General features: G+C 66.6%; 23 protein-coding genes and 1 tRNA gene. 9 read left to right on the forward strand and 15 right to left on the reverse strand.

Annotated features, from left to right (window positions below; translation table 11 throughout):
- The first annotated feature begins 1 nt into the window (after position 1).
- The 3 genes from ACI3KS_RS04990 to ACI3KS_RS05000 are packed head-to-tail and all read left to right on the forward strand — an operon-like array spanning position 2 to position 1,473.
- Positions 2 to 544: a hypothetical protein gene (locus tag ACI3KS_RS04990; RefSeq protein WP_404915834.1), complete on the forward strand. Its 543-nt coding sequence runs from the start codon at positions 2 to 4 to the stop codon at positions 542 to 544.
- Positions 545 to 583: 39 nt separating this feature from the next.
- Positions 584 to 1,066, forward strand: a complete 483-nt coding sequence (locus ACI3KS_RS04995; RefSeq protein WP_404915836.1) for a YbaK/EbsC family protein — start codon at positions 584 to 586, stop codon at positions 1,064 to 1,066.
- A 56-nt stretch (positions 1,067 to 1,122) separates the two neighbouring features.
- Positions 1,123 to 1,473, forward strand: a complete 351-nt coding sequence (locus tag ACI3KS_RS05000) for a hypothetical protein (RefSeq protein ID WP_404915838.1) — start codon at positions 1,123 to 1,125, stop codon at positions 1,471 to 1,473.
- 419 nt (positions 1,474 to 1,892) lie between these two features.
- Here ACI3KS_RS05000 and ACI3KS_RS05005 read toward each other — a convergent pair.
- Positions 1,893 to 1,965: transfer RNA gene (locus ACI3KS_RS05005), tRNA-Lys, on the reverse strand.
- 145 nt (positions 1,966 to 2,110) lie between these two features.
- On the opposite strand from ACI3KS_RS05005, the gene ACI3KS_RS05010 reads away from it, so the two are divergent.
- The 3 genes from ACI3KS_RS05010 to ACI3KS_RS05020 all read left to right on the forward strand — a co-directional run bounded on the left by ACI3KS_RS05010 (position 2,111) and on the right by ACI3KS_RS05020 (position 5,006).
- Entirely contained in the window at positions 2,111 to 2,908 is a 798-nt protein-coding gene (locus tag ACI3KS_RS05010) for an inositol monophosphatase family protein (protein ID WP_404915840.1), read from the forward strand.
- 18 nt (positions 2,909 to 2,926) lie between these two features.
- The gene (locus ACI3KS_RS05015) at positions 2,927 to 3,475 is read left to right on the forward strand and encodes a hypothetical protein (RefSeq protein ID WP_404915842.1); all 549 of its coding nucleotides are present in this window, start codon (positions 2,927 to 2,929) and stop codon (positions 3,473 to 3,475) included.
- Between the two features lie 145 nt (positions 3,476 to 3,620).
- Positions 3,621 to 5,006, forward strand: coding sequence for a glycoside hydrolase family 30 protein (locus tag ACI3KS_RS05020; protein WP_404915844.1), 1,386 nt, complete (start codon positions 3,621 to 3,623; stop codon positions 5,004 to 5,006).
- A 594-nt stretch (positions 5,007 to 5,600) separates the two neighbouring features.
- Here the strand turns inward: ACI3KS_RS05020 and ACI3KS_RS05025 are convergent.
- Positions 5,601 to 6,167, reverse strand: coding sequence for a hypothetical protein (locus tag ACI3KS_RS05025; protein ID WP_404915846.1), 567 nt, complete (start codon positions 6,165 to 6,167; stop codon positions 5,601 to 5,603).
- A 3-nt stretch (positions 6,168 to 6,170) separates the two neighbouring features.
- A complete protein-coding gene (locus ACI3KS_RS05030) occupies positions 6,171 to 6,422 on the reverse strand; it encodes a DUF3263 domain-containing protein (RefSeq protein ID WP_404915848.1) in 252 nt (83 codons plus the stop codon).
- Between the two features lie 41 nt (positions 6,423 to 6,463).
- On the opposite strand from ACI3KS_RS05030, the gene ACI3KS_RS05035 reads away from it, so the two are divergent.
- The 3 genes from ACI3KS_RS05035 to ACI3KS_RS05045 are packed head-to-tail and all read left to right on the forward strand — an operon-like array spanning position 6,464 to position 7,284.
- A complete protein-coding gene (locus ACI3KS_RS05035) occupies positions 6,464 to 6,631 on the forward strand; it encodes a hypothetical protein (RefSeq protein WP_404915850.1) in 168 nt (55 codons plus the stop codon).
- Positions 6,632 to 6,685: 54 nt separating this feature from the next.
- The gene (locus ACI3KS_RS05040) at positions 6,686 to 7,003 is read left to right on the forward strand and encodes a hypothetical protein (protein ID WP_404915852.1); all 318 of its coding nucleotides are present in this window, start codon (positions 6,686 to 6,688) and stop codon (positions 7,001 to 7,003) included.
- Between the two features lie 5 nt (positions 7,004 to 7,008).
- The gene (locus tag ACI3KS_RS05045; RefSeq protein WP_404915854.1) at positions 7,009 to 7,284 is read left to right on the forward strand and encodes a hypothetical protein; all 276 of its coding nucleotides are present in this window, start codon (positions 7,009 to 7,011) and stop codon (positions 7,282 to 7,284) included.
- 62 nt (positions 7,285 to 7,346) lie between these two features.
- Here the strand turns inward: ACI3KS_RS05045 and ACI3KS_RS05050 are convergent, their stop codons facing one another.
- The 12 genes from ACI3KS_RS05050 to ACI3KS_RS05105 form a co-directional block, all read right to left on the reverse strand.
- The gene (locus tag ACI3KS_RS05050; protein WP_404915856.1) at positions 7,347 to 7,769 is read right to left on the reverse strand and encodes a DUF6941 family protein; all 423 of its coding nucleotides are present in this window, start codon (positions 7,767 to 7,769) and stop codon (positions 7,347 to 7,349) included.
- Positions 7,770 to 8,120 carry a hypothetical protein gene (locus ACI3KS_RS05055; RefSeq protein ID WP_404915858.1) on the reverse strand — a complete coding sequence of 117 codons (351 nt, stop codon included), beginning with the start codon at positions 8,118 to 8,120 and terminating at the stop codon, positions 7,770 to 7,772.
- Positions 8,121 to 8,144: 24 nt separating this feature from the next.
- Complete coding sequence (locus ACI3KS_RS05060) at positions 8,145 to 8,555, reverse strand: hypothetical protein (RefSeq protein ID WP_404915860.1); 411 nt, start codon at positions 8,553 to 8,555, stop codon at positions 8,145 to 8,147.
- A gap of 76 nt (positions 8,556 to 8,631) precedes the next feature.
- On the reverse strand, positions 8,632 to 9,225 hold the full coding sequence (locus ACI3KS_RS05065) for a hypothetical protein (RefSeq protein WP_404915862.1): 594 nt from the start codon (positions 9,223 to 9,225) through the stop codon (positions 8,632 to 8,634).
- 206 nt (positions 9,226 to 9,431) lie between these two features.
- Positions 9,432 to 9,833: a hypothetical protein gene (locus ACI3KS_RS05070; RefSeq protein ID WP_404915864.1), complete on the reverse strand. Its 402-nt coding sequence runs from the start codon at positions 9,831 to 9,833 to the stop codon at positions 9,432 to 9,434.
- The gene (locus ACI3KS_RS05075; RefSeq protein WP_404915866.1) at positions 9,830 to 10,333 is read right to left on the reverse strand and encodes a hypothetical protein; all 504 of its coding nucleotides are present in this window, start codon (positions 10,331 to 10,333) and stop codon (positions 9,830 to 9,832) included. The genes ACI3KS_RS05070 and ACI3KS_RS05075 overlap by 4 nt, the downstream gene beginning before the upstream one ends.
- A complete protein-coding gene (locus ACI3KS_RS05080; RefSeq protein WP_404915868.1) occupies positions 10,330 to 11,151 on the reverse strand; it encodes a hypothetical protein in 822 nt (273 codons plus the stop codon). The genes ACI3KS_RS05075 and ACI3KS_RS05080 overlap by 4 nt, the downstream gene beginning before the upstream one ends.
- Entirely contained in the window at positions 11,148 to 11,906 is a 759-nt protein-coding gene (locus tag ACI3KS_RS05085; protein ID WP_404915870.1) for a hypothetical protein, read from the reverse strand. The genes ACI3KS_RS05080 and ACI3KS_RS05085 overlap by 4 nt, the downstream gene beginning before the upstream one ends.
- Complete coding sequence (locus ACI3KS_RS05090) at positions 11,906 to 12,790, reverse strand: hypothetical protein (RefSeq protein WP_404915872.1); 885 nt, start codon at positions 12,788 to 12,790, stop codon at positions 11,906 to 11,908. Before ACI3KS_RS05090 ends, ACI3KS_RS05085 begins: the two co-directional genes overlap by 1 nt.
- Positions 12,787 to 13,905 (reverse strand): hypothetical protein, encoded by a 1,119-nt coding sequence (locus ACI3KS_RS05095; protein WP_404915874.1) that lies wholly within the window; start codon positions 13,903 to 13,905, stop codon positions 12,787 to 12,789. Before ACI3KS_RS05095 ends, ACI3KS_RS05090 begins: the two co-directional genes overlap by 4 nt.
- On the reverse strand, positions 13,898 to 14,725 hold the full coding sequence (locus tag ACI3KS_RS05100) for a hypothetical protein (RefSeq protein ID WP_404915876.1): 828 nt from the start codon (positions 14,723 to 14,725) through the stop codon (positions 13,898 to 13,900). The genes ACI3KS_RS05095 and ACI3KS_RS05100 overlap by 8 nt, the downstream gene beginning before the upstream one ends.
- Entirely contained in the window at positions 14,722 to 17,835 is a 3,114-nt protein-coding gene (locus ACI3KS_RS05105) for a phage tail tape measure protein (RefSeq protein ID WP_404915878.1), read from the reverse strand. The genes ACI3KS_RS05100 and ACI3KS_RS05105 overlap by 4 nt, the downstream gene beginning before the upstream one ends.
- Positions 17,836 to 18,098: the final 263 nt, after the last annotated feature.

Here is an 18,098-nt window from a genome sequence, read left to right on the forward strand (position 1 = left end):
AATGACCGAGCAGCGCATCGAGGACCTCACCATCGGTGGCGAGAGGACGCTCGAGCACATCGATCACGATGCGCTCGAGCGGTTCTGCTTTCCGGACGGGCAGGGTTTCCCGCCGTCGTATGCGGCCTTCGTCCGGCACCTGGGCTGGGCACGATTGTTCGGACTCTGGCTGATCTACCCGCCCGTTCTGCCCGGTCATGCCGACGGGCTGCTCGGGCGCGGTCGCTCACTCACCGCACGGTTCGCCGAGGAGTATCGCGAGGGCGAAGCAGAGGGGTTCGACTGGATCGTGGAACCCGATGGCGATTGGCGCCGCACACAGAGCCTCCAGGTGTTCGGGTGGAGTGAGAACGGCGACGTCCTGCTCTGGGACACGTCCGCACGGGATGAGGCCGGTGAGTTCCCGATCTGGGAATCCGCGCGCATGCAGTCGCTCCACCGCCGCGGCTCGAATCTGATCGAGGTGCTCCCTGGCCTTCGCATGCGCGCAGGCTCGCTCACCATGGATCACGACGCGCAGCCGTTGACCTCCTCCCTGCTCTAAGGGCCCGGCCGCTACTGGCACCTTCGATATCGTGGGGGCGTGACCAGCGCCGCAGACCTCCCCGAACGCAGCAGACTCGTCCAGCAGAGCCTCGACGAGGTCGGCATCCGCTCCGAGATCACGGTGCTGCCCGACTCCGCGCGCACCGCGCCGGAGGCCGCCGCCGCGATCGGCTGCGCGGTGAGCGCGATCGCGAACAGTCTCGTCCTCGTCGCCGATGGCGAGCCCGTTCTCGTGATGACGAGCGGTGGGCACCGCGCGGATCTCGAGGTCGTCGCGCGGAGCATCGGCGCGGATGCCGTGCAGATGGCACCCGCACGGGTCGTGCGCGAGGCTACAGGTCAGGCGATCGGCGGCGTCGCGCCCGCTGGCCACCCCGCGTCGCTGCGCAGCTTCGTCGACGAGAGTCTCGCGGATCATGCCGTGGTGTGGGCGGCTGCCGGTCACCCGCACACCGTGATGCCCCTGACCTTCGAGGAGCTCGTGCGGCTCACCGGCGGACAGGTCATCCGCGTGGTGTGACTCTCGTGAGCACGCCTCGCGCTCTGGTCCACGACCGAAAACAAGGAGGAGAGCCCATGATCCTGAAAATCCTTCTCGGCATCGTCTCGCTCACGATTTTCGTCTCGACGCTCATCGGCTACGCGTCCCCGCTCTCGGCCAGAGCATGGATCCACACCGGCTCGAGCGCCGAGGACGTCGAGTACGCCCCCATCGACTGCTCATCGCTTGCGGAGACCGCAGCCGGCCGCCTCGATGACGGCGCGGCCGGCGATTCTGCCGACTACCTCGCCGACAACTCCGCGATCCTCGCCACGTGCTCGACGGTGCGTCAGGCGCAGACCGCCTGGATCACGATCCCCGTGCTCCCCGGCGCGGTCGCGGGCGTCGCCGCGATCCTGCTGCCGCGTCGACGTCGAGCAGCGTGACGCGGGAACGCGAGGTCAGCGAATCGCATCCGATGCGCCCGATCTACCGCGCCTGAACGACGAGACCCCCGCCCGGCACGCAGCCGGACGGGGGCCATGATCGCTCTGACGCCACGGTCTCCCCAGACCCGCGTCCCCATCGTCGCCGCTTCGGCGGCGGCTCGTAGAACGAACCGGCCTAACGTACAAGAAGCTTCCTACCCAGCGGTGGCCGGGTGGGGTGCTAACTCCTGAACGGAGTGGGCGTCAGGTGAGGTCTCGGCGTTCTTCTCGGCGACTCCGCAGGGCTGAGGTGTCGCTCGGAAGACGACGAGTAGGCGACGGCTGGTCTCCGGGCCATCACGCGAGAGACATAGCAGCGACTGGGCGTTAACGCAGAAAAGCCCCGGTAGATGGCGAGATCTACCGGGGCTTGTCCGTGCACCCCCAGGGACTTGAACCCTGAACCCACTGATTAAGAGTCAGTTGCTCTGCCGATTGAGCTAGAGGTGCGTGGCCCGGGATGAGAACCCCGGCCGAGGAATTACATTACCAGCGGATGGCGCGCATACGAAATCGAGCCGCGCGGGCGACGTCCCGCGCGTGTCGCGCGTCTCCGCCTCACGGGGTGCACAGCCGCGACGGCTATCCTGAGGGCGTGATCGCCTCCCCCAGCGCCGCCCCGCTCTCCGCCGACCTCGAGCTCGCCCTCCGCCTCGCGGATGCCGCTGACGCCCAGTCACTCCCCCGCTTCGACAGCGCAGATCTGGAGATCTCGACCAAGGCGGACCGCTCGCACGTCACCGACGCCGACCTCGCCACCGAGCGAGCGATCCGCGCGCTGCTGGCCGAGGAACGTCCCGGTGATGGCATCTTCGGCGAGGAGTACGGCGCCGAGGGAGACACCCATCGTCAGTGGATCATCGACCCGATCGACGGCACCGCCAACTTCCTCCGGGGCGTGCCGCTCTGGGGCACGATGATCTCGCTCGCGATCGACGGCATTCCTCAGGTGGGCGTCGTGAGCATGCCCGCGCTCGGACGGCGCTGGTGGGCATCGACCGGCAGCGGAGCATGGACCGCGACGGATGCCGGTCCGCGCCGGCTCTCGACGTCGCAGGTCGATTCGCTCGACGACGCCAGCGTGAGCTTCCAGAGCATCGGACAGTGGGCCGACGTCGGCCGCAGCGCACAACTGCTGCGACTCGCCGACCGGGTATGGCGCGATCGCGCCTACGGCGACGTCTACGCGTACATGCTTCTGGCCGAGGGACGTCTGGAGATGGTCGCGGAGTTCGACGTCAAGGAGTACGACATCGCCGCCGCCGTGTCGATCGTCCGCGAGGCCGGCGGTCGCTTCACCGCCTTCGACGGCGCCGAGACGATCTCGGCGCGGTCGACACTCGCAACCAACGGCATCCTGCACGACGCGTTCCTCGACCTCCTGCGCGACTGACACCGACTGGGGCCAGCCATGAATTTCCGCTTCGCTTCGACCGCAGCCTCTGTGATCCTCCTCACCGCGACGCTGGTGGCGTGCTCCGGATCCCCCGAAGGCGCGCCGACATCCGGCGCGGAGCGGCCGAGTGCCGGTGCGACGTCACAGCCTTCCGGGCAGGACTCCGGCGAACCGACGTGCGAGACGATCGTCTCCGAGGGCACCGTGGCGGGACTCACCGACGCGGGGTGGACCGCGGAGCGCAAGGACTTCGTGATCGGCACCGTGGCACTGCCCGACGGGATGCTGTGCTTCTGGGCCGACTACTCGCAGGCCAGCGACCACGGTCAGCTCTACGGCTGGTCCGAGATCTCGAGCAGCGACGCCGAATCGGCGCAGGGCGCCCTCGCGGAGGCGGGCTGGATCCGAGAGGATGCTCCCGAGGGGAGCTACTTCACCGAGAACCCCGAGTTCGCGCTGAACGTGGACGACGAGGGCTACGGGATGACCTACCTGTTCGGCGACGGCTGGGTGAAGCTCGCCGACACGAAGCAGAGTCTCATCCTCGTCGACTGGGCCGAATAACGACCGATCTTCCGGATCACGGAGCCTGGTTCTGCGACAGGACACGCATAGGTGGCGCGATATCGTGGAGGCGACAACAATTCCGCGCGATGATCGCGCGGGCCAGCCACACAGGCGAGCCAGCAGCCACACAGAGGTGACCGAGATGACCCAGACCGTTCAGCGCGTCCAGACCACGCAGGATCGCCCATGGGAGTCCGTCGCGCACATCGACGTCGAGAGCGGCACCGGCGGCTCCTCCTCCATGCCCGACGTCATCATCAGCGGCGATGGCACCCAGCAACCGATCGAGGGCTTCGGCGCCTGCTTCAACGAGCTCGGCTGGACGTCGCTGTCGGTTCTGCCCGAAGCCGTACGCGTCGGCATCCTGGAGGAGCTCTTCGCACCGGGAATCGGGGCGAACCTGTCGCTCTGCCGGATGCCGATCGGTGCGAACGACTTCTCACGCGATTGGTACTCGTACGACGAGACCCCCGGCGACGTGGGGCTGGACGATTTCTCGATCGCGAACGATCACGAGACGCTGATCCCCTTCATCCGTGCGGCGCGGGCTCAGAGGCCGGATCTGCGCCTGTGGGCGTCGCCGTGGAGTCCGCCGACCTGGATGAAGACGAACGGCCATTACGCAGGGTCTCAGCCGAGTGCCTTCCACGGCATCGAGAACGGTCTGCGCGACGACCAGGTCGGTCACGAGGGCACCGACATGTTCCGCACCGACGATGAGCACCTCTCGGCGTACGCGGCGTACTTCGGCAAGTTCATCGACGCCTATCGCGCTGAGGGCATCGACATCGGCATGGTCATGCCGCAGAACGAATACAACTCGGCACAGGTCTTCCCGAGCTGCACCTGGACTCCCGACGGCTTCCGCCGGTTCCTCCGTCACCTCGGTCCCGAGATGCGCCAGCGTGGCGTCGAGATCTTCCTCGGCACGCTCGAGCGCGCCGACGACCGCCTGATCGGCGACGTGCTCGACGACGAGGATGCGGCCGCGTTCGTGGACGGTGCGGGCCTGCAATGGGCCGGCAGCCGCGCGGTCTCCGGCCTGCACCGGCTCCACCCGGACCTGCGGATCTACCAGACCGAGCAGGAGTGCGGCGACGGTCGCAACGACTGGCGGCATGCTCGCCACGCGTGGAACATCATGAAGACGTTCTTCAGGAACGGCGCGAACGCCTACATGTACTGGAACATCTCCCTGCTCGAGGGCGGCGTCAGCCGCTGGGGCTGGGCGCAGAACTCGCTCGTCGTGGTCGATCCCGAGACCGCGACGCACCGCTTCACGCATGAGTATCACCTGCTCAAGCACGTCAGCGCATTCGTGCAGCCCGGCGCCCACCACCTCGACACGCTGAGCTGGACCGGGTACGAGAATCAGCTCGCCTTCCGCAACCCTGATGGCAGCACGGTCATCGTGATCCAGAACGACCTCGGCGAAGACGACACGATGCAGATCATGGTCGACGGCCGTGTGTTCCGTCCGACCCTGCCCGCCGACTCCTTCACGACGTTCGTCATCCCCGCGGCGTGAGCCCGTCCCCGCCGTCGCGCCTTCTTTCGCACAATCCCCGGGGGCGCGCTCCGAGCCCCGCCGGATAACGGATCGAAGGTGCGACTTTTCACGAATCCTGAATCAACGGTGCGCCCGCCGAGGGCTGGGGTCCCACAGAACGACGGACGCACCTTCTCACGTGTGGAGGTCTGAAGGGCCCTCACGCAGCGGGGTGCCCGCTATGCAAGAGCCCCCCGAGTAGAGCGACATCAACGGTTCCCCCAGAGTCCCGGATCTGCACTCTACTTCGAACCATACGCCTGATCGTGCGAAAGCATCACCCCCATCAGTGATCGATCTCGTGTTCGTCGCCGCGCAGCGCGCAGAGTGTGCGCACAGGCCGGGATGGCAGAGAAAAACCCCCGGGTTCCACACTCTCGTGGGGAACCCGGGGGTCGATCTTGCGACAGCGACCTGGTGGAGCTGGGGGGAATCGAACTCTGCCCGAACCTCCGCCCTCAGGCTCCGCCCGCGTAATCATGCGGGGAGACAGGGGGTTACGGAGGGGCAGGGAGTGGGTCGAGTAGGGCAAGGCGTGCCCATTTTGTGCCCACGATTGAGGCCGCCTGGACGCTACTTCCAGTTGCTCGCGAGGCGGTCCCCGTCGGCATCCCAGAGGTAGAGCTCATAGTCGGTCTTGATGGTGTCGAGGTTGGGCTGCTTGTCGAGGTAGTCCCCTGTGGGCACGTACGACGAGATCATCAGTAGCGTGACCGTGTCGTGCGAAGGGTCAGCGTAGATCGCCCGCGCAATCGAGTTGCCCGCTTCGATGAGCGTGTCACGGTCAACTCCGGAGCTGCAGATCCTCGCGACGACCTCGACGCGGCCCGGATCGTCCGTGGACCCGATGATCTGGAAGCCGGGGTTGAGGACGACGCCGGCGGGCATCACCGCGGTGGCTCCAGCGAGTCCGACAGGGCTCGTGTCTGACGGGGTGCTCGGGACGTAGTCGGTGCACTCCTTCGGGACGGTGGCAGCCTCGGGGGTCGGTGTCGGCGTGGGCGTGGGCGTCGACAGCTCCACCGTCGCGGTCGTTGTCGAGGTGGGCGACGGCGTCGCGGCATCCGTCGACGGCGCCGAGCACGAGGTGAGCGTGAGGATTGCCAGGGCGGCGACGGCCGCTGAGACAGAAGTTCGCATGCCTCACGGTACCGCGAGCACCGGAACGCGCATCGTCCGGGCCTCCCGGCGTCGTGCCCTCAGGTCCGCGCGCTCTCTCACCCGCCGGGCAGTGAACGGATCCGCTGCGATCCCCTCGAGCGAACGGGCCGCGCGATCGAGCAAGGCGTAATACCGCACTGGCGTGATGCCGAGCTCTCGGCGGATGCGCTCGTCGCGGTCAGGCGTGGACATCGGGTAGGTGGCCTCGAAGGCCAGGAGTTCTGCTGGCGTCATGGCACCTACCCTGGCGACGGCCACCGACATACGCTGTGCGGATGGACGCTGAGACTCAGCCGCACTGCCCGAACTGCGGGACGGTGATGCGTGAGCACGCGCGCGGGTTCCGCTGCGGCGGATGCGGGCACGTCATCGACATCAGCGACGAGCTCGCGACCGTCGTGGTCCCACCGGAGTTCGACGGTCCCGGCATCCACGGTGGTTGATGTCCCTGCTCCGGCGTAGGCTCATCGTCTCGGCCGGAGAAAGCGAGCCCGGCCATGCCCAAACCGAAACACCTGCACCCCGACACGTTGCTGAGCATCCGCCTCTCCGCGACGATGTCCCGCAACCGGTATACGTCTGACCCCGGCCCTGTGATCGACGAGCTCCGGCAGATCGCCGGCGACCGCCTCGACATCCTCGCCGACGAGGTGGGCACGTGGATCGGGTACTTCGAGGACGACCACACCCGCACCCTCACGACCGCACTGCGTGCCCTCCCCCTCGACATGGACGACGCGATCGCGCTCGGCCAGCGCCGACGCCACGAGCCACCCCCGTCGACAGTCGGGTTCCGCGATCCGACCCTAGGCTGAACAGCATGTACATCGGCATGATCCGCCCCATCGGCTCCTACACGGTCGAGGTGACCGGCACCACTCTCGAAGACGTCCAGGAACAGCTTGAGCAGCAGCGGAAGCCCGGCTACGAGCTCACCGTCGCACCCGCCGAGATGATCAAGGGTGCCGCGCTGATCAAGACCACCGGCACATTCAGCCGGCGCGACGAGGTCACCGAGATCGAGGCCGACACCATCGACGGCGTGCGAGAGCTCGTGCCCGACGGATGGCAGCTGCTCTCCGTGCGGGAAGCCTGAACCCGAAACGACGAAAGACCCCCACCCTGCCCGAAGGCTAGGTGGGGATCAGAAGCTACGACCTAACGAACCGAGAACTGGTTCTCAAGCGATGGGTCCTCTTGGGCACCGAAGGAAACGGTCATCCCTTTGCCCCCCTTTACCGTCGCCGTAAAGGTGTAGTCACCAGGCCCGGGGATAGCGAGCGCCCGCGCATCGATCGCGAACGAAGTCGACGTGTAGGCATTGCGAGGCATCTCGGGAGATGCCTCGGCAACACCTTCGAGTTCGAACTCACTCAGCGGCTGCGGCTCGCCGTCCTTTCGCAGCACAACCTTCAGCCCGATATCGGCAGATCCGCGATGACTGATCGTCAGAGCGATGTCGCAGACGAGAGGTGCAGGGTAGCTCGGGCGACGAATGTAGGTCAATCCTCCACCGATGACGTTGATCAGCCCTTCCCGCACGGTGGCAGCGTCACAGAGAATGAGCGAAGAGACATGCATTCAACTCGCCCCGTTCTGGGTCTGTCGCAAGGAAACCGAAGAAGAAGCTCCTCGCGAAGTCGTCAACCGGGCACGCTGCGTTCGTGCAGCAGAGGTGGCAGTGGCCCACCCGTTCTTATTGAGTCCGAACCTGAGGCCCTGGCCCTGGTCCCGGCGAACAGACTTCCAGTCGACCTGCAGGAAGGCGATCCCGAGATCCTCACGAATGGAAGACACGCGGGCGGGAGCGCAAAGCTTGTCTTCTGGTTCGATGGCTTCGACCATGAACCCCTTCTTTAGAGTTCCCCCGCTGACGTCAGACAGGAAGACTACAGTCTCGCCATCCTCGTCGACCGAGTTGAGATCGATCACGACTCGTGCGGTAGGCATGTGCTTCTACCTCTCCTTGAATGCGGGGTTGTTCCGCCGCCGGTCTTGAAACTCTTCGGCCAGACTATCGAGATCCGGCTCGATCGCCAGGTCCGATCCTCCGACCAGATAGTGCTTCTCGGGCGGGACCGCTTCATGCAAAGCGTAGCCCCGTTCCCTGAGCCTAGTCTCGGTGGTCACGGTCATCCGATCTCCACCCGCAACGTTGTGAGTGATCTCGCTGCATAGCCGGTCCGCAGCTGAGTCCATGTCTTCGTCATCACGTATGACATCTCCGAACACTGAGACCCCGTACTTCACGGGACGAGCCTTCGCGAGGTCTCCGAGCGCTTGCTTTCGCACTGAGTTTCGTAGGCTTTCGACGCCGAACGGATTGAAGCGGATTACTACCCGCTCAAACCCCTCCGACACAGACACGAGCAACACCATACCCAATAAACGAGACCCCCACCCTGCCTAAGCGAGGTGGGGGTCAATGTTGTTCAGGGCCGGATTACCAGTTGTACGGTGCGAATGAGATGGCTTCCATCCTCAGCCCGCGCCCAGTCGTCCCGACCGTCACATGGCCACCGGCTTTGGTGCTGCGCGCGGTCACGTCGCCGATGTTCTGGATGTGCGCTGTGAGGCCCATGTTGTACCCCGGGGTCCACGCCTCGACCGCTTCGATCGCGAGACTGCGGCCTTCGGTCCCGACCGTGATCTGCCGGTTCGACGTCGATGTGCACTTCGCCGCCTGCCATCCGATTGTCGCGACGTGCACTCGCAAGCACATGGGTTTGTCACCTGATTGGTAGATGCGGATCCCTTCCAGGCGCAGGCCGAGGCCTTTGGACCCGGCCATCGTCGTCCATCCGTAGTCCTGGATGTGCGTCCAGATCTTGAAGGTGCCGGTGTTCTGCATCGGGACCATGCCGCCCATCGGCGCATCCGGAAGCGACGGCGATGGGAGCGGTTCGGGCTCGGTCGACGCGGACGCCGCACCCGTCCCTGCCAGCGCCGACAGGGCGATCCCCAGTCCCGCTACTGCCGCGCCGACGCGCATCCGCCACGTCCGCCCTGACGCGCGCGACTCACTGCTTCTTGCCATTCTGAAACCCCCAATGGTTCGTTGTGCCGCTCAAGCTAGCGAACGGTGCAAGAGGGCCGATGTAGGTACTTTGGGGGACACACGTCCGAACCCGCATGATCGCGGCTATCGGTGACCCATCAGGGGGTCATGGAGGGGTCAACGACGAAGCCCCCCTCACCCGGCCCGCAGGCAAGGTGAGGGGGTAGGTCGTATCTTGGGGGGACTCACTCGATCCGGTGCGCGTTCGCGATCTGGGTGGCCTGCGTGGCGTTGACGTCTTGGCGGAGGCTGCGGCGGTCGCGGCGCAGCTCGCCCGACCCGACCGTCTGCACGCGTTCGGTGACACCGGACGGCTTCCAGAAGCCGAGGTGCGTGGCGATCGCGATGATCCACGCCGCGAGACCCGTGAGGAGCGCAGTGATGATGTCGAACGGGGCGCCAGCGAGGACCGCGGCGAGCAGCGCAGACACGAGGCCGGAAGCGAGGCTGATCGTGGCGAGCAGCACCGCCTTGAGGGTGCTCGCGGTGACCTTCGTGGTCACGAGGCCAACGAGCACGGGGAAGACGACAGCGAGCAGCAGGTTCAGCAGCTGCGGCACGTCGAGGTTGACGATGATGTCGGTCATGAGGGGTTCTCCTTCTGCCGCCTAGTGCGGCGGTCTGTGGTTTCGATCGCGTCCCACTGCTCGCGTTCGGACTGACGGATCTGACCGATCTCTTGCCGGATGCCGAGGATGTCGCGGCTCTGGAAGCGCTGCGTCTCCTCGATGCCTGTCATGCGGGTCGCGGTGGCCTTCACGATCTGTAGGACTTCGTCGATGTCGTCGCGGAGGTTCTTCTGCGTGTGGGAGTTCACGACGTGCTCCGCAGTCTCCGAAGTGTTCTTCCCGACCGCGTTGAGCTTCGGAACGATGAGCGCCCCGAGACTGCCGAGCAAGGCGATCAGCGCGAGCATGATCTGGTTCGGATCGATCTCCCGCCCCGATCGAAGCGATGCGACCAGCGCGACCCCGACGATCGCGACGGCGATCCCGCCCCCAATCGCTGCGACCACCCACCAGACCCGAGCTATCCGGTTGGAATGCTGGGTCTGGTGGGTGCCGGTCGTGGTGGGTGGCGGGGTCATGCCGTCGCCGACTCGATGCCCTTCGCCGTCGCAAGAACGTCAGCGATGGTCTTCGACTGTGCTGCCTGCGTGTCGCGGATCGCGATGCCTTCAGCAGCGAGACGTGACCAGTACTTGCCGCCGGAGAGCGGCCCGGTGCCGTTGAGCACGGCGTCGACCGCGTCCCAGTGCACGCCAGCGAAGTTCAGCTCCGCGGTCAGGCCGTCGTTGCCGACGTCCTTCGCCTTGCCGTGCACCTTCTCGAGCAGCGCGAGCGTCGCAGGGTTGGGCACGTGGCAGACGGCTTCCCGGCCGATGCCGAAGACGTGCTGGCCGTTCCATCGGATGAGTTGCATATCGTCCTCCTCGGACAGATCAGGTGCGGTTGCGACGGGCGTCGCCTGGGTGAAAGCGGGGATGACCCAGCCGTCGTTGAAGTCGCCGATGTGCCACCGCTCGGACGGCGACACGAAGTCCGTGCGGAATCCGGCCTCGTTCGCGAGGTCGCGGAAGTTCGCCCAGGGCACGGCCTGCCAGTTGTCGACGTCGATCGCGAAGACCACAGCGCCGCCGACGACACCGCCGTGCGTGGAGTACCCGACCGCCGCGGCGCGTGACCCGAGAGCCTTCTTGTATGCGGCCTGCGCTGCTCGGGGGCGGTAGGCGTTCCATCCGCCGAGCCCGTCCCGGTCAGGGGTGATTCGGAAGGTGACGCCGAACCGCTTCTGCCCCTCGGCGACGAACCACAGCCAACGCGCGGCGGTGCCGGGCGGGAGGTAGTGATTCGCGCCGAGGTGGACGAGCTTGTCGAGAGGGATCTCGCCGTTCTTGTAGCTCATCCGACCGGCTGCACTTTCACGTAGCCGCCGAGGAACGTGCCCGCGGAAGCGTTGAACTGGAACCCGTCGAATATGGTGGAGTCAGCAGAGCCAAGCCACGCGCGCTCCTGCGAGAACGCAAGCCCAGGGGCACGTGATGCGTCCGCAGAGAACGACTTGATGCCGGTGGTCGCGGGGTTACGGATGATCCACTCCCCCGACAGGTTCGACCCAGTAATTCCCGAACCTGACCATGCGTTCGAACCGCTCGAACTCGACGCTGTAACCGTTGCACCGTTCGCGACGAGCCGTTCCGAATGATGGTTAGCCGCCGTATGTGGCGCACCAGCAGCAACCAGGTTCACACCAAGACCGCCCGTGTCCGTGGACACCGACAGCCAGAAGTTGATCCGATAGATGCGGAACCGGGACGAGAACACGTTGTTCACACGGACGGTCGTCCCGCCGGAGGTCGGCACGATGCCGCCGAACGAGTCCACCGTGCCGCCGACGACGCTGCCCGGGCGGAGCTCTGGTTCGACGACCAGCACCCAGGCGAGGGCGTTGTCGCAGCGGTAGATGCTGCCTGTGTCCGTCTCGACCCACAGCATGCCCGCGCGACGCTTCCCGGACACGAGCGCCTGCCGCTGTGCGGACGTGCCGCGGCGGACGTTCGCGAACTCGTCAGCGAAATCGACGGCCGCTTGCAGGTCCAGCGGCAGGTTGAATGCGTCGGTGTAGACGGGCTTGCCATATGCGTTCAGGGTGTTGCCCATCAGGACCTCCAAGAGATGCGGAGCGCGCCCGAGAGGGCGTTCTGCGCGCGTGATGCGAACTTGTTAAAACCGCCGTGGCTGAGACCGACCCCGAGACGAGAGCCGCCCTGTTTCAGGGCGTTGAACCATGCCTGGGCGTTCGGCGGGGTCTGCCAGTCACTGCCCGGAGTCCAGGCGGTGACGTCGGTGAACGACAGCTGTCCGTTCTTCTCGGCCAGCGGGTGCAGACCGAAGTTCGGGGCGGACCCGTACCGCGATGCCCAGGCGACGAAGAACTCGAGCGACACGAGGGTCGCCGACGCGGGGATGGTGTCTCGGATCTGCGTGCCGTAGAACCAGCCCCCGAAAGTGGAGTCCGACGCCCAAGGTTGCGGCTGCCAGTAGTTCGACGAGCCGTTGTTGTGCGAACCGGTATCGATCGGGCTGAACACCGCCGACCGCACCGCTGGCGGGATTGGGTCCGGCGGCGGCGGTGGCGGGGGCGGATCCTGACCGGAGAATGGTCCGATCACGAATGGCACCTCGGACCAGCTGATCCCGACCTGTTGCCCTGACGTCGGCGCCGTGGGTGACACGTACCGCATCTGGTAGGTGCCGGTGCTGGTCTGTACAGTGCAGATCCCGTTCGAGACGGTCATGATCGTGCCGACGCCCGGAAGCGGCCGGGCGGGGAACATCAGGTGCCGTGCCCCGATCGAGATGATCCGCACGGTCTCTCCAGCGGCCGGGATGAACCCGGCACCGAACTCGGCGGTGAACCGGCTCGACATCATCTCCACGAGCGCGTCACCGGTGGAGGTGAGCTGAATGAACGTCGCCTTGCGAACGAGCACCGGGTCACGTGCGTCGAGACCCTGCAGGATGACGTCGGCTTCCTCGTTCACTCGGTCACCTCCACCTGCAAGGTCGTCGTCGCGCCCCCTGGGTGCGACACAGCCGTGATCCGGACGATGGACTCTTCGCCCTGCCGGGTCGGGTCGACGAGCACGTTCACGTCGCCGACCTCGTGCAGCGGGTTGAACGGGATCTCGATCGTGCGAGTGATCGCGCGCATCCGCGACACCTTCGGCAGCAGCTCGTCCGCGTAGTTCTGGCACTGCTGCTGTGTCGTCAGGAAGTCGGATCGGTAGGGGTACGTGTTCCCACCGAACGGCGACCGTGACCCGTCGGCGTTGCGGGTGCGGAGCAGCCCGTCCGTGATTTCCGCGACCGCGATCAGCGGCGGCCCCGACGTGTCCGGGTTCTTCCCCTCGACGACGACACGGTTGTAGACGTTCTCCGACCGCATCTCCGACGACACATCGAGCACCCGCTCGATGCGTCCGACCGGGTCCGTCCAGTCCTTCGGCAGAGCCGTCAGCGCGCCCGCAGGGGTGAGCGACGGCCATGCGTTCGACGGGCTGAACACCGACTCGAGCGCGTTCAGCCGGTCGTCCTCGTAGGCGAGGTTCGTCGGCAGCACCCGGTCCGGGATCGACTTGAACACCGGCAGTCCTGTGAGGCGCTGCGCCTCATCCCACATCGACGTGGACTGCGGCGACGTCGGGAACGCGAACGAGTCGCGCGCGATCCGGAGGAAGTAGTCCGCCAGGTCGAGCGATACCCGGGACTCGGCGACGACGGGGATGCCGCCGTGCGGATGCTGGATTGCGTACTCGACGCTCGCCGGCACCGAGTCGAGGACGAACCGCCCCATCGACACTCGCTCTTCGAACTCGCCCGTCGAGACGATCACGTCGACCTGCAGCTCAGCCCCGAACGGGGAGAACAGATCGCCGATCTCTCGCGGCACGATCGACTGCCCGAAGATGTCGTCCCAGAGGATCTCGCACGTGCCCTTGCCCTCGATCTGAGAGCTCCGGCTCCACGAGAACTTCGGCTCCAGCACCTTCAGGTTCTGAGCTCGAGGCGAGTTGTCGTACAGCAGGTCCGCCGCCCAGAAGACGTCGTAGTCCCCGTACTCCAGCACTTCGAGCAGCTGTTCCGAGGCGTTACGCATCCGCAGCTCCGATCAGCGAGGTGTCGCGCTTCACGTCCGAGTAGGTCGCGTAACGGGCCTTGACCGCCGAGTAGGTGGAGTAGAAGACCTTCACGTCCGAGTAGGTCAGCGCCACTCCCGCGATGCCCGGTGCCGGCGGCGTCACCTCGGTGACGACGGCGGTGAACCGGACAGCGCCCGTCCACCAGGAGTCGTCGAGCTCGCGTAGGGAGCCGACGCGGCAGAACAGGATCCGTGGAAGTCTCTGGCCCGGAGGCGTGCGCACGAGCCAGATTGGGAGCTGCCGGGTGTCGTATGTGCCGAGCGTCGCCTGCAGCATGTCTGCATCGGCGCCGCTCGCGACCTTCAACGCGAGCGCTACGTCCCGCAGGCCACGCCGAGGGCCGAGGCCCACGAGCCCAGGAAGCGACTGCCCCTGCGGGTAGACGAGCTCCCCGGGAGTCTCTCGGATCAGCTCTCGGGCGGTGCCTGCGAGGCGGGTGACGCGGACGGCGAGACGTGTGTCCAGCGGCTGCTGGATCACTACCCCGTCGAACGCGACGACGACCGACCCGAGCGGCCACGACCCGACGACGACGCCGCCAGCGTCGCGGCCGATCAGGGTGTATACGTTCGGCACGCCGAATGCCGGCTCGGGGTCGAGCACGACGACGGGCGAGCCGCTGGGCATCCGCTGACCACCGCGGACATCCATCGTTCGCCCGTCCGCCGTGCGCGTGAGGGAGACGGTCACCGACCCCGCGGGGAACTCCGACACCGGCACGTCGATGAGGACGCGCGGCACCGGATCCATGTCCGTGAACGGGGTGAGGGTGCTCATCCGTCAGACCTCCTCCGAGACCGAATGTCACGAGCGACCGTCCGCCCGCGTTCTTCAGCGACCGCACCCGCGTGGGCACGGACGTAGGCCGACAGGCGCGACCCGTCCTCCAAGACGAGCTCGAATCGCAGCCCGTCCGGGAGGGTCGGACTCGACACGACGATCGGAGCGGCGGCCTGCGTCGCGGTCGACGACACGGCAGGGACCGCCGGCATCCGCCATGTGGCGTCATCGATTGACACCGGCCCTCCGTCGGCGAGCCTGAGTCCCTGACGGATCGCCTGACGGATCCGATAGATGCCCGCATGACCGCCAGCCATCGCGACCTCGTCAGCGGGCAGCATGTGCTCACCGTTCGACGCCATGATCGGGATCACGTCGTCACGAGGCCCACCGGGACCCCAGATCGGACCGCCGTATGCACGGCCGGTCGCGGTCTGGATGCCCTGGATCGCGATGCTGATGACCTTCTGCGAGTTCTGCCGAACGAACTCGTTCACCGCGGCCTGGGCAGGCCCCGTGCTCGCGACGATCACGAAAGACCCGTCCGGCATCTGCACGACCTTCTGCGTGAGATTGTCGACAACCGCGGCCTGAGCCTCCGCGTTCGACGCATATCGGGTGTACGCATCCGTCGGAGTCTTCAGCACCGTGTTGATCAGCGACTGCGCCTGCTCCTGCGTGAGACCCATCGCCGTCAGCTGGTTCATCAACGCGGCCGACGTGGTGTCGTACCGGCCCTGAAGGTTCTCCTGAGACTCCCCGGCGAGAACTGCCGCGTCGTACTCCGCTTGCAACGCGGCAGCCGACCCCTCGAGCTGGCTCTGAAGCTCGCCGCTCGCACTGACGGATCCGTCCTGCGCGACCGTGAACTGGTCCATCAGGGACGCGCCCGTCTCGGCGGCGTAGCCGACCTTCGAGATCGCATCTGCCGTGCGCAGCGCTGCGTCGTTGACGTAGCCGAGCGCGACCTGCCCATCCATGAAGCCGTTGAACTGGCCGCGCATACCCTCGAGGCTGTCGATCACGGTGTCGGTTTCGTCCCCGAAACCACGCATTCCCTCGGCGAGCTTGTCGAGCTCCGAGGTGTCTGCTCCCCAGTTGAAGAACTTGATCGCTACGGCAAGCCCCTCGACCATCTCGGCCAGGGGCCCAGAGACGAAGGAGCTGACGCCCTCGACGGCGGCGATCGCGAAGTCGATCGCCCCGTTCGCCAGGTCGGAGAAGAACTGCAGCAGGGGGCCGCGGTTCTGCGACACCCAGTCGGCGAAGTCGCCGAGCGGCTCAGCGAACACGGTCGCCAGTGCGCCCTTGATCCCGTCCGCAGCGACCTCGATGTTCCGCTGCGCCTGCTCGATCTTCGACGCGTCGTTGTCGCTCAGCGTGTCGAACATCTTCTGCGCGGCGCCGGTGACGCCGCCGAGCTGCTCCACAGCGTTGGACAGGTCCATCGCGAACAGCGCCTCGCCGAGGTCCTCCGCCTGGGTGCCGAACAGGGCGACGGCGGCCGCGTTCCGGACCACTGGGTCTTCGGTCTCGCGGAGCTTCGTGAGCACGGCGTCGAGACCGTCACGGGCGTCAGTGCCGCCGCGTGCAATCTTCGCCGTCATCTCTTCGGCGTTCAGGCCAAGCGCCTCGAATCCAGCAGCCGATGCCGTGGACGCATCAGTCGCGCGGATCTGGAACTCCTTGAGCGCGTCGGCCGCGAGGTCGCTGTTGCGCGCGCCGGCCTGCATGCTCTGGCTCACAAGCCCGAGCGCTTCCTCACCGGAGAGGCCGAGCCGCTGGAACAGCGACGGGTACTCGGTGAGCGTGTCGAGCAGGTCCTCGTTGCGGTTCACCCCGTTCCGGGCTCCGGCTGCGATCAGGTCATATGCCTGTGTCGCGTTCTTCGCCAGACCTGTGGAGATCAGCTGGGTGACGGCCTGCGCGACGGGGCGCACGTCCTCACCGAGCACGTCGGCGATACCGGACAGCCCCTGCACGACGAGCTGCGCGTCACGGGTCGTCGCGTTCGGATCGAGGATCCGGAACTGCAGCGCCAGTCGCGTCGTGTCCATGTTCGACTCGATCGACTCGCCGAAGTTGTTCGCGTACGCCTCGCCTGCTGCACGGGACAGGCGCAACGCGTCCGCCTCCGTGATTCCGGTGAGGGCCTGCAGTCGGTCCTGGTTCTTCTCGACCGCGAGCCCATCGTTGATCGCACCGGTGATCGCCTTGCCGATCGCGACACCCGCGAGGATGATGCCACCGGCGACCGGGATCGCGGAGAGCGCGTCGACGAGCGTGGACTCGACCTCGCCGCCGACGACGGCGCCGACCTTCTCCCCAGCCCCACGGGTCGCGGAATCGAGCGACCCGGCGAAGCTACGGCCGGAGTTCTCCCCCGCGCCCTTCGCGACGTCGGGGAGCTTCTTCAGCTCCGCCTCGGCGGACGACGTGTTGGCGTCGACCTCCATGTTCGCGCGCGCGCCTTCAAGCCCCCGCAGCTTCTTCTCCGCCGCCTCGAGGCGAGACTCCGCCTTCGACACGTCGACGAGCACCTGCGGGGTCGCCTCCTGCGAGGCGAGCACTTCAAGCTCGGCGCGGATCCGGGTGACGTTCTTCTGCGCGTAGGTGATGTCCGCATCGACCTTCGCGACGACGTCGGCAGACACGACACGCTTCTCCGCGGCGACCTTCTGCAGAGCAGCGAGAGCCTCGGTCGTGTCCGCGTCGACGTCGATCTTCGCGCGAGCCTCGGTGAGACCCTTCAGGCTGCGCTCCGCCTTCGACAGGGCAGCCTCGGCACGCTTCGTGTCCGCGGTCACATCGAGGCCAGCGTCGGCCTTCACCTGCAGGTCCTCGATGCGGGCCTTCGTGCGCTCGATGTTCGTCTCGGCGCGGGAGATCTCCGCATCGAGCTTCACGACCGTGTCTGCGGAGACGAGGCGCTTGACCTCGCCCTCGACACGGTCCATGCCGGCGAGCACGTCCGACGTGTCGGCCTCGATCTTGATCGGGTTGCCCTCGACGGTCTTCCCGACCTGCTTGATCGTCTTCTCGGCCTTCGCGATGTCATCGACGTTGGCGGTGAACAGAGTCTCGATCTCAGCGGCGCGAAGGGCCATTCGGGATCACCTCCGGGTGAGAGCAGTGCGCAGACGCGAGCCCGGCGTGTCGATCAGGTCGAAGATCGCCGTGCGCACGCCAGGCCAGGGCCGGGCGCGCACGGCGGGGTCGTACAGGTCGATGCCGTTGCGGATGAGCTCGGCGACGACGACGCGCCAGTTCGTGACGATCGCGAGCAGCGACAGGTCGAGCTGTGGTTCTGTCGAGACGGCCGGGGCGCCGGGTGCCTCGGGCTTGAGGTGCTCGGGGATGGGCCGGTAGT

It is taken from the genome of Microbacterium sp. ZW T5_45 (assembly GCF_044987415.1).
Taxonomy (GTDB): domain Bacteria; phylum Actinomycetota; class Actinomycetes; order Actinomycetales; family Microbacteriaceae; genus Microbacterium.